The following is a 9397-nucleotide window of genomic DNA, read 5'->3' as shown; positions in this document are numbered from 1 at the left end:
GCCCGCAGCCGCGCCAGCGGGTCGGCGCCCGTCCGCGGCTGTGTCTGCTGCGGCGGCGGGTCGGCGGTCGCCCGCGCCGGGGGTGCGGCGGTGGTCGCCTGCTCGGTCGTTCCGCCCGTCATGTCCGGCATCCTGCCAGGTCAGCGCGGCGTCCGGAGCACAGGATCGGTAGGCCATGATTGTCGTGTGCCTACCTTGACCGATCTGGTCCGCGACCACACCGACCTGACCGACGAGGACCTGGAGTGGCTGCACGCGCTGGTCTCCGACTGGCAGTTGCTCGCCGACCTCTCCTTCGCCGACCTGGTGCTGTGGGTGCCGCTGCGGTCGGACGCCGTCCTGCCGCCCGCCGACCGGCGGTCCCGGCCCCGGCCGCCCGGCTCGGTGCCCGGCTGGGTCGCGATCGCGCAGATGCGGCCGACCACCGGCCCCACCGCCTACCCCGACGACCTGGTCGGCAAGGCCGTCCGCGAGGGACGGCGCGGGATGATCGACGTGGCCTGGCGGGAGCGCCGGATCGTCCGGGAGGGCGACCCCGAGTGGGGCAGCGGCATCCCGGTCCGCGAGGAGTCCATCCCGGTCCGGCGCGGCGCGAAGATGCTCGGGGTGATCCAGCGCAGCACGAACCTGTCGTCCGCGCGCACCCCGTCCCGGCTGGAGCTGACCTACCTGCAGAGCGCCAGCGACCTCGCCCAGATGATCGCCGAGGGCCGGTTCCCGGTGCCGGGGGAGGAGCCCAACCTCGTCCGGTCGCCGCGCGTCGGGGACGGCCTGATCCGGCTCGACCGGTCCGGGCACGTCACCTACGCCAGCCCGAACGCGCAGTCGGCGTTCCGCCGCCTCGGCCTCGCCACCGACCTGGTCGGCGAGTCGCTCGGCAAGGTCACCAGCGGGCTGTGCGACACCGGCGAGCCGCGCGAGGAGGCGCTGACCGTCGTGCTGTCCGGCCGCGCGCCGCGCGAGGTGGAGGTCGAGGCGCACGGCTCGGTCATGCAGCTCCGCACGATCCCGCTGGTCGTCGGCGGCAACCGGATCGGCGCGATCGTGCTGTGCCGGGACGTCACCGAGCTGCGCTGGCGCGACCGCGAGCTGATGACCAAGGACGCCACCATCCGGGAGATCCACCACCGGGTGAAGAACAACCTGCAGACCGTCGCGGCGCTGCTGCGGCTGCAGGCCCGGCGGCTGCGCATCCCCGAGGGCCGCGCCGCGCTGGACGAGGCCGTCCGCCGCGTCGGCTCGATCGCGATCGTCCACGAGACGCTGTCGCACACCCCGGACGAGCTGATCGACTTCGACGACATCGCGGACCGCGTGATCACCATGGCCGGGGAGGTCTCCACCCCCGAGTCCAAGGTCGCGCCGAGCCGCACCGGCAGCTTCGGCGTGCTGCCCGCCGAGATCGCCACCCCGCTCGCGATGGCGCTGACCGAGCTGCTGCAGAACGCGCTGGAGCACGGCCTCGCCAACCGCTACGGCACGCTGGAGGTGCGCGTCCGCCGGTACGGGGACGGCGTTCCGGCCGCAGAGCAGCGCGGCATCCGGATCTGGGGCGACTGGCCCGCCGACGAGCCCGGGGCCCAGCCGCGGGACGCCGGCGCCGGGGCCGCGCCGAGCGGGCGCCGCCTGGTCGTGATCGTGGCGGACGACGGCGTGGGGCTGCCCGACGACTTCGACATGGAGGCCAGCAACAGCCTCGGGCTCCAGATCGTCCGGACGCTGATCGTCGGCGAGCTCGGCGGCACCCTGGAGTTCCGCGCCCGCGAGGGCGGCGGCACCGAGGTCGTCGTGGACGTCCCCCTCGACCACCACCAGCGCCCGCCGTCCACCACCGGCCCCCGCCCGTAGCGCGGCGGACTAGTCGGAGTCGATGGCGGCGAGGAGGTCGCGGAGGGTCTCGCGCTGCGCGGGGGACAGGGTGGCGAACAGCTCCTCGGCCCCCTGGAGGCGGGCCTCGCGCATGCGGGCGACGACGTTCCGCCCCTCGTCCGTCAGGACGACCAGGGTCGCGCGCCGGCTCTCCGGGTCGGGTTCGCGCCGGATGAGGCCCGCCCCCTCCAGGGCGTCCACCAGCGTGGTCGCCGAGCGCGGCACGATGCCGAGCAGCCCGGCCAGCTCCGCCATGCGCGGCGGCCCGTCGTGCTTGGCGATCACGCGCAGCGCGCGGGCCTGGGCGGGCGTCAGGCCCAGCGGCGCGAGCCGGTCGGCCATGCCCCGGCGCACCCGGTGGGCCGCTCGCAGGAACAGTTCGCCCAGCTCGGGACGGTCGTTCGGGGTGCTCTGCGGCATGACATTGAGTCTACCTCACTGTTGTAGCGGAATAATTGTGAGCTAGGCTCAGTTACCCGGAGGGTCCGTCGCCGTCCGGGAGAGGAGCCGCCCATGCCGAGCCCGTCCGAGAACCCCCCTGCCGCGGAGAACCCCACTCCCGCGGAGAATCCCGCTCGCGCGGAGAACCCCGGTGCGCCGCGGAGCCGGCGCCAGATCCTGCGGATCGTCCGCCTGTTCCGGCCGTACCGGTCCAGGCTGGCCGTCGTCGGCCTGCTGGTCGGGCTGTCCGCGCTCGTCTCGCTCGCCTCGCCGTTCATGCTGCGCGAGGTGGTGGACGTCGCGCTGCCGCGTGGCCGCACCGGCCTGCTCAGCCTGCTCGTCCTCGGCATGATCGCCGTGTCCGTGCTGACCAGCGTGTTCGGCGTCCTGCAGACCTACCTCTCGACCGCCGTCGGGCAGCGCGTCATGCACGACCTGCGCACCGGCGTCTACGCCCATCTGCAGCGCATGCCGCTGGCGTTCTTCACCCGGACCCGCACCGGCGAGGTCCAGTCCCGCATCGCCAACGACATCGGCGGCATGCAGTCCACCGTCACCCAGACCGCCACCCAGCTCGTCTCCAACCTCACCACGGTCGTCGCCAGCCTGGCCGCCATGGTCGCACTGGACTGGCGGCTCACCCTCGTCTCGGTGCTGGTGCTGCCGCTGTTCGTGTGGATCAGCCGCCGGGTCGGCAACGAGCGCCGCCGGATCACCTCGGTCCGGCAGAGGCAGCTCGCCGCGATGTCGGCGATCGTCGAGGAGTCGCTGTCGGTCAGCGGCGTCCTGCTCGGCCGCACGATGGGCCGCTCCCGCGCGCAGACCGAGCGGTTCGCCGCCGAGTCCGAGGGCCTGGTCGACCTGGAGGTCCGCGCCAACATGGCCGGACGCTGGCGGCAGTCCACGATCTCGATCGTCATGGCCGCCATGCCCGCCCTCGTCTACTGGGCCGCCGGGATGACCGTCTCGCAGGGCCACCCGCTGGTCACCATCGGCACGCTGGTCGCGTTCACCACCCTGCTGACCGGCATGTTCCGGCCGCTGATGATCCTGCTCCAGACCGGGGTCGAGGTGCAGAGCTCGCTCTCCCTCTTCGACCGCGTCTTCGAGTACCTCGACATGGTCCCCGACATCCAGGAGCCCGAGACGCCCGTGCGCCTGACCGGACGCGTCCGCGGCGAGGTCCGGTTCGAGGACGTCGCGTTCTCCTACGACCCGGACGCGGCGCCCGCCCTGCGCGACGTGGACCTGACCGTCCCCGCCGGGACGAGCCTCGCCGTCGTCGGCGAGACCGGCTCCGGCAAGACCACGCTCAGCTACCTCGTCCCGCGCCTGTACGACGTCACCGGCGGCCGCGTCACCATCGACGGCGTGGACGTCCGCGACCTGTCCTTCGCCGACCTCTCGGACGCCGTCGGCGTCGTCTCCCAGGAGACCTACCTGTTCCACGCGTCCGTCGCCGACAACCTGCGGTTCGCCAAGCCGGACGCCACCGACGAGGAGCTGGAGGCCGCCGCCCGCGCCGCCCGCATCCACGACCACATCGCCGGGCTCCCGGACGGCTACGACACCCTGGTCGGCGAGCGCGGCTACCGCTTCTCCGGCGGCGAGAAGCAGCGCCTCGCCATCGCCCGCACCCTCCTGCGCGACCCGCCCGTCCTCGTCCTGGACGAGGCGACCAGCGCCCTCGACACCCAGACCGAGCGCGCCGTCCAGCAGGCCATCGACGCCCTCTCCCGGGGACGCACCACGATCACCATCGCGCACCGGCTCTCGACCGTCCGCGACGCCGACCAGATCGTCGTCCTCGCCCACGGCCGAATCGCCGAACGCGGCACCCACGAATCCCTCATGGCCGCGGACGGCGCCTACGCCGCGCTCGTTACCCGCGACGATTCCCTAACGCCGGGCCTAACCCCCGCCTAAGCCGGGTGCCTAAGCCGGGTGCTTAGCCCCTTGCCTTTTCCCGCAGGAAAGACGAAGAACCCTCGTGGGAAAAGAAAAAACGCCGGCCCTATGGCGGCCGGCCGCTTCCTGAGGAGCGGCCGTCCGCCACGGGACCGGCGTGATTCGCTTGTCCGGCGCGGGCCGTTCCGACCGTGTGGGGGTTCGGTGGCCTCAGCCGGGCGCGGACGCCCTGGACGTCCGGCGGGAAAGGTTCAGGCGGTGGCTCTCGCGCGGGCGCGGGAGGCGCGGCGGCGCAGCGCGCGGCGCTCGTCCTCGCCCATGCCGCCCCACACGCCCGAGTCCTGGCCGGACGCGATCGCCCAGCGCAGGCAGGCATCGGTCACGTCACAGCGGCGGCATACCTGCTTGGCCTCCTCGATCTGCACGACCGCGGGCCCGGTGTTGCCGATCGGGAAGAACAGCTCGGGGTCCACGTCACGGCAGGCTGCCCGGTGGCGCCAGTCCATGCGTCCACTCCTTCGTCAGCGGTGGCGGAAGTCACTCCACTTGTGAACGGTTTCACATGTCGCGAACACCCCGGAACGGTCAAGGTTTCGTCAGGGGTGACAGTTCGGCGGCGCTGCGTTCAGAGGCGGCCTCATTGGACCCCTGACTACCGGCGCACTTTGAGCGTGTCAGGGGGGCGCGGAGAGACGCAAGACCCTTGAGAAAGGTTTCTCAAGGTATGGGTGTCGCATGTGTCACACGGGTGGGTCGTTCGTGTGACTTTGTTGTTAACGGATCACCGCATCGGCATCAAATGACGATGCGTATCGCCTTCGGCACCGACCGGAACGTGATGCGCTCCACCTCACCGAGGTAATCGCCGTCCAGCTGGTAGGCGGTCGGACGGTCCGCCGTCAGCGTGACCTCCGCCGCGTCGTGGACGTTCAGCACCTGCCGCCCGCGCACCGGACGGGTCCGCGCGGCGAACATCCCCGCCAGCGCCCCCACCGTCGGAAGAAGGGCCAGCGAACGCATCCCGAAGACGTCCAGCCCCCGCGCGAAACTGGCCTTCGGGCTCGGATTCACCGGGAACGGCCCGGCGAAAGTCCACGGCGCGGTGTTCGACACGAACACCAGGAACAGCTTCCCCTTCGCGCCTCTCGGGTCGTTGCCGGGCAGCTCCATCGTGAGCGCCGGACGCCGCCGGTCGGTGCCGCCGAAGAACCGCCGCAGGCCGGACAGGACGTACAGCAGCGGATTGGCCTTCGCGCCCGCCAGCCGGGCCCGCTCCACCTCGCGGATCACCTCGGCGTCCAGGCCGATGCCCGCGCAGAAGGTGAAGTACCGCTCCGACCCGTCCGGGAGCACCGCCGTGCCGAGCCCCACCGTCCGGCGCCGGCCCGCCCGCAGCGCCGCCAGCACCTGCCGCGTCGCCGCCACCATGTCGTTGGGCAGGCCGAGCGCGCGGGCGAACACGTTCGCGCTGCCGAACGGCAGCACCGCCAGCGCCGGGACGTCCGCGGACGGTCCGTCCCGCAGCAGCCCGTTGACGACCTCGTTCACCGTGCCGTCGCCGCCGATCGCGATCACCAGGTCGAACCGCTCGGCGACCGCCCGGGCGGCCAGGTCGGTGGCGTGACCGCGGTGCCCGGTCTCGGCGGTCTCCAGGTCGAGGTCCCCGGCGAACGCCCGGACGAGCAGGTCACGGGCGCGTCGGCTGGAGGAGGTCGCCTTGGGGTTGGCGATCAGCATGGCGCGCACGGCGCAAGGGTACCGATCCCACCGCGAAGCCGTCCCGGCGCGGTGTCCCGGGCGCTGTCCCGGGCCGTCCTGGGGCTCTGTCCCGGGCGGTGTCCCCGGGCGGAGGCTCGCCGGGGCGGCCGGTAGGGTTTCGGGGTGTCCAAGCGTCCCAGCACCGTGTCCGCCGCCGCCGCGCTGGAGGGGGCCGAGGGCCTCGCCGCCGTCGGCTTCGGCCTGTTCTCCGGCATCGAGACGGCCGTCGGCGCGGCCGTCGACCCGACCAGCGCGGTCGCCGTGACCGTCCTGGCCCTCGGCGGCGGCCTCGCCATGCTCGGCTGCGCCCGGATGCTGCTGCGCGGCGACTCCCGGGGCCGCGCCCCGATCGTCCTGACCCAGCTGTTCGCGCTCCCGGTCGCGTGGTCGCTCTGGCAGAGCGAGCAGCCCTTCTACGCCGTCCCGCTCGGCGTCGTCGCGGTCCTCGCGCTCCTGCTCGTCCTCAGCCCGCCGGTGACCGCCTGGATCAACTTCCAGAGCGGCGACGACGAGGACGGCTCCGAGGCCGGCGACGGCAGGGGGGAGTCCCAGGCCGGCTCGCAGGGCGACTCCCAGGCCGACGGCGCCGACCGGAAGACCGGCTCCAACTCCTGACCCTCCCTCGCCTGACCCTCCCTTGCCTGACCCTCCGACGCCGAATCCCTCCGGACGCGGCGAGGCCCGGCCGACACGGGGTCGGACCGGGCCTCGGAGGAACCGCGCGGATCACTCGTCCGCCGTCAGGCCCTCCCGGAGCTGCGCCAGCGTCCGCGCCAGCAGGCGGGACACGTGCATCTGGGAGATGCCGAGCTCGGCGGCGATCTGGGACTGGGTCATGTTGCCGAAGAAGCGCAGCAGCAGGATCTTCTTCTCCCGCGCGGGGAGCTTCTCCAGCAGCGGCTTCAGCGACTCGCGGTACTCCACGCCCTCCAGCGACTCGTCGATCATGCCGAGCGAGTCTGCGACCGCCGGGGCGTCCTCGTCACCGGAGTCGGGCGCGTCCAGGGACACCGTGGAGTAGGCGTTGGCGGACTCCAGGCCCTCCAGCACCTCCTCCTCCGACATCTGCAGGTGCGCGGCGAGCTCGCTGACCGTCGGGGCGCGCCCCTCGCGCTGGGCGAGGTCGCTGATCGCCTTGGTCAGCGAGAGCTTCAGCTCCTGCAGCCGGCGCGGCACCCGGACCGCCCAGCCCTTGTCGCGGAAGTGCCGCTTGATCTCGCCGACGATCGTCGGGGTCGCGTAGGTGGAGAACTCCACCCCGCGGCCCAGGTCGAACCGGTCGATCGACTTGATCAGGCCGATGGTGGCGACCTGGATCAGGTCGTCCAGCCACTCGCCGCGGTTGCGGAACCGGCGCGCCAGGTACTCCACCAGGGGCAGGTGCAGCTCGACGAGCTGGTCCCGGATGCGCTGGCGCTCCGGGTCGCCCTCCGGCAGCTCGGCGAGCCGCTCGAACAGGGCGCGGGCACGGGCGCGGTCCGGCACCGCGCCGCCCTCGCGCTCGGTGCCGGTGGCGCCGGCGTTGCCGGGGCTGTCGCCCGCGAGCGTCGTCTTGTTCTCCGTCACGGGGCCCCCGCACCGCCGCGGCGCTTCTGCAGCGTCACGGTGACCCGGTCGTCGGCGCCGACCCGCGCGTCCACCTCGCCCGCCAGCGACGACAGGACGGTCCAGGCGAAGGTGTCGCGGCTCGGCTCCGCGCCGTCCATCGTGAGCACCGACACCGAGATCCGCATCGCGTCCCCGGTCAGCTCGAACTCGCAGGTCAGGTCGGTACCCGGCACGGCCTGGGCCAGCAGCATCGCGCACGCCTCGTCCACCGCGATGCGCAGGTCCTCGATCTCGTCCAGGGTGAAGTCCAGACGGGCGGCGAGCCCCGCCGTCGCGGTCCGCAGCACCGACAGGTAGGCGCTCGCGGCCGGCAGCCGGACGGTCACCACATCACGCACGGACAACTTGGTACTGGCCGCCATAGCAGCGGTTTCCTCGGTCACGTCTCTCCCTCTTGGGGTGGTCCCGCTGATTCGAAACTACCGCTTACGAGCCCCCTCCGGAGCGTCCGGCGCGCGCGGACCGGCCCGGAACAGCCGGGCGACACGGGCGTTCGCGCCGTAAACCCGTTCAGGGGGCGAGAAACCACACCCCGACCATCCTTTCGTCAGTCCCGTGTGAGGCTCGGGAAGGTGTCCTCCGTGAGCCGGTAGACGGTCCAGTCCTCCTGCGGACGCGCCCCCAGCGACTCGTAGAAGCCGATCGCCGGGGCGTTCCAGTCCAGGACGGACCACTCGACCCGCCCGTAGCCCCGCTGGTCCGCGATCCGCGTCAGCTCCGCGAGCAGCGCCCTGCCGAAGCCCTTGCCGCGCGCCTCGGGCGAGACGTAGAGGTCCTCCAGGTAGACGCCGTGGCGTCCCAGCCACGTGGAGTAGCTGAGGAACCACAGGGCGAAGCCGACGACGCGGCCGTCCAGCTCGGCGACGTGCGCGAAGACCTTCGGCTCCGGGCCGAACAGCGAGCGGAGCAGGTCGTCCTCGGTCGCCCGCACCTCGTGCGCGGCGCGCTCGTACTCGGCCAGGTCCCTGATCAGACCCAGGATCGTCGGGACGTCCTCGGAGCGCGCGGGGCGAATCATATTCACCAAGCTAACCAGACCCCGGCCGCACCCCCAAACCACCAGGCCCGAAACCCTCGCAGATCCGGGACGCGCGTCCGGCGGACGCGGCGCAGCGCCCCAGACGGCGCGAGGCCCGCCCCACCCAGCCGCAGGGTGGAACGGGCCTCGGTCAGCCGGTGGGCGGGCTCAGCCCTGCTTGGTCTCCCAGAAGATCTTGGAGATCTCCTCGATCTTCTCGAGCAGCTTGTCGGCCGCCTCGACGTCCAGGCCGCCCTTGGTGCCACCCGCGCCCGCGAGCTTGGTCGCCTCGTTGAACAGCGTGTGCAGCTGCGGGTACTTCTCGAAGTGCGGCGGCTTGAAGTAGTCGGTCCAGAGCACCCACAGGTGCTCCTTGACCAGCTGGGACCGCTGCTCCTTGATCAGGATGGCGCGCGCCCGGAACGCCGGGTCCTCGTTGGCGTTGTACTTCTCGATGATCGCCTTGACGGACTCGGCCTCGATCCGGGCCTGCGCCGGGTCGTAGACGCCGCACGGCAGGTCGCAGTGGGCGGAGACCGTGGTCTTCGGGCGCAGAAGGTTGACCAGCACCTGCGTTCCCTTCCCTCGATATCGGATCATGCTCAGGGCACCGACATTACTCTTGTGCGGGACGGCGCGTTCGGCCAGGGCACTCGGTCTTTGGGCGTAGGTCCCCCGTCGTGCGCGGTCCATGCGCGGTCCGTGTGCGGTCCGTGCGCGGTCCGCGCAGGGGCCGTGCGCGGTGTGCGGCGGCGGCACGCGCCACCGCACGGCGGCGGTCGCGTCCGCCGCCCG

The 9397-nt window shown here is 72.5% G+C and carries 10 protein-coding genes; 3 read left to right on the top strand and 7 right to left on the bottom strand.

Annotated features, from left to right (window positions below):
* Positions 1-186: 186 nt before the first annotated feature.
* Positions 187-1848 carry a sensor histidine kinase gene (locus DZF91_RS33360; RefSeq protein WP_117361031.1) on the top strand — a complete coding sequence of 554 codons (1662 nt, stop codon included), beginning with the start codon at positions 187-189 and terminating at the stop codon, positions 1846-1848.
* A gap of 9 nt (positions 1849-1857) precedes the next feature.
* Here DZF91_RS33360 and DZF91_RS33355 read toward each other — a convergent pair whose 3' ends face one another.
* On the bottom strand, positions 1858-2289 hold the full coding sequence (locus DZF91_RS33355) for a MarR family winged helix-turn-helix transcriptional regulator (protein ID WP_117361030.1): 432 nt from the start codon (positions 2287-2289) through the stop codon (positions 1858-1860).
* 93 nt (positions 2290-2382) lie between these two features.
* Here DZF91_RS33355 and DZF91_RS33350 point away from each other — a divergent pair, with 93 nt between their 5' ends.
* Positions 2383-4236, top strand: coding sequence for an ABC transporter ATP-binding protein (locus DZF91_RS33350; RefSeq protein WP_117361029.1), 1854 nt, complete (start codon positions 2383-2385; stop codon positions 4234-4236).
* 233 nt (positions 4237-4469) lie between these two features.
* Here the strand turns inward: DZF91_RS33350 and DZF91_RS33345 are convergent, their stop codons facing one another.
* Together DZF91_RS33345 and DZF91_RS33340 are read right to left on the bottom strand one after the other, a co-directional pair.
* Positions 4470-4724, bottom strand: a complete 255-nt coding sequence (locus DZF91_RS33345; protein ID WP_117361028.1) for a WhiB family transcriptional regulator — start codon at positions 4722-4724, stop codon at positions 4470-4472.
* A gap of 289 nt (positions 4725-5013) precedes the next feature.
* Positions 5014-5955, bottom strand: a complete 942-nt coding sequence (locus tag DZF91_RS33340; RefSeq protein WP_328589251.1) for a diacylglycerol/lipid kinase family protein — start codon at positions 5953-5955, stop codon at positions 5014-5016.
* A 144-nt stretch (positions 5956-6099) separates the two neighbouring features.
* Here DZF91_RS33340 and DZF91_RS33335 point away from each other — a divergent pair, with 144 nt between their 5' ends.
* Positions 6100-6591, top strand: a complete 492-nt coding sequence (locus DZF91_RS33335) for a hypothetical protein (RefSeq protein ID WP_199487072.1) — start codon at positions 6100-6102, stop codon at positions 6589-6591.
* Between the two features lie 111 nt (positions 6592-6702).
* On the opposite strand, the gene DZF91_RS33330 is transcribed toward DZF91_RS33335, so the two are convergent.
* The 4 genes from DZF91_RS33330 to sodN all read right to left on the bottom strand — a co-directional run bounded on the left by DZF91_RS33330 (position 6703) and on the right by sodN (position 9172).
* Positions 6703-7461, bottom strand: coding sequence for an RNA polymerase sigma factor SigF (locus DZF91_RS33330; RefSeq protein ID WP_067819515.1), 759 nt, complete (start codon positions 7459-7461; stop codon positions 6703-6705).
* Between the two features lie 77 nt (positions 7462-7538).
* Positions 7539-7967: an ATP-binding protein gene (locus tag DZF91_RS33325; RefSeq protein ID WP_407920961.1), complete on the bottom strand. Its 429-nt coding sequence runs from the start codon at positions 7965-7967 to the stop codon at positions 7539-7541.
* Between the two features lie 164 nt (positions 7968-8131).
* Entirely contained in the window at positions 8132-8602 is a 471-nt protein-coding gene (locus tag DZF91_RS33320) for a GNAT family N-acetyltransferase (protein ID WP_117361025.1), read from the bottom strand.
* Positions 8603-8770: 168 nt separating this feature from the next.
* Positions 8771-9172 carry a superoxide dismutase, Ni gene (gene sodN, locus DZF91_RS33315; protein ID WP_235834754.1) on the bottom strand — a complete coding sequence of 134 codons (402 nt, stop codon included), beginning with the start codon at positions 9170-9172 and terminating at the stop codon, positions 8771-8773.
* Between the last annotated feature and the right edge of the window lie 225 nt (positions 9173-9397).

This window comes from Actinomadura logoneensis, assembly GCF_003428695.1.
In the GTDB taxonomy this organism is placed as follows: domain Bacteria; phylum Actinomycetota; class Actinomycetes; order Streptosporangiales; family Streptosporangiaceae; genus Spirillospora; species Spirillospora logoneensis.
This window is presented reverse-complemented; position numbering and strand designations above follow the sequence as displayed.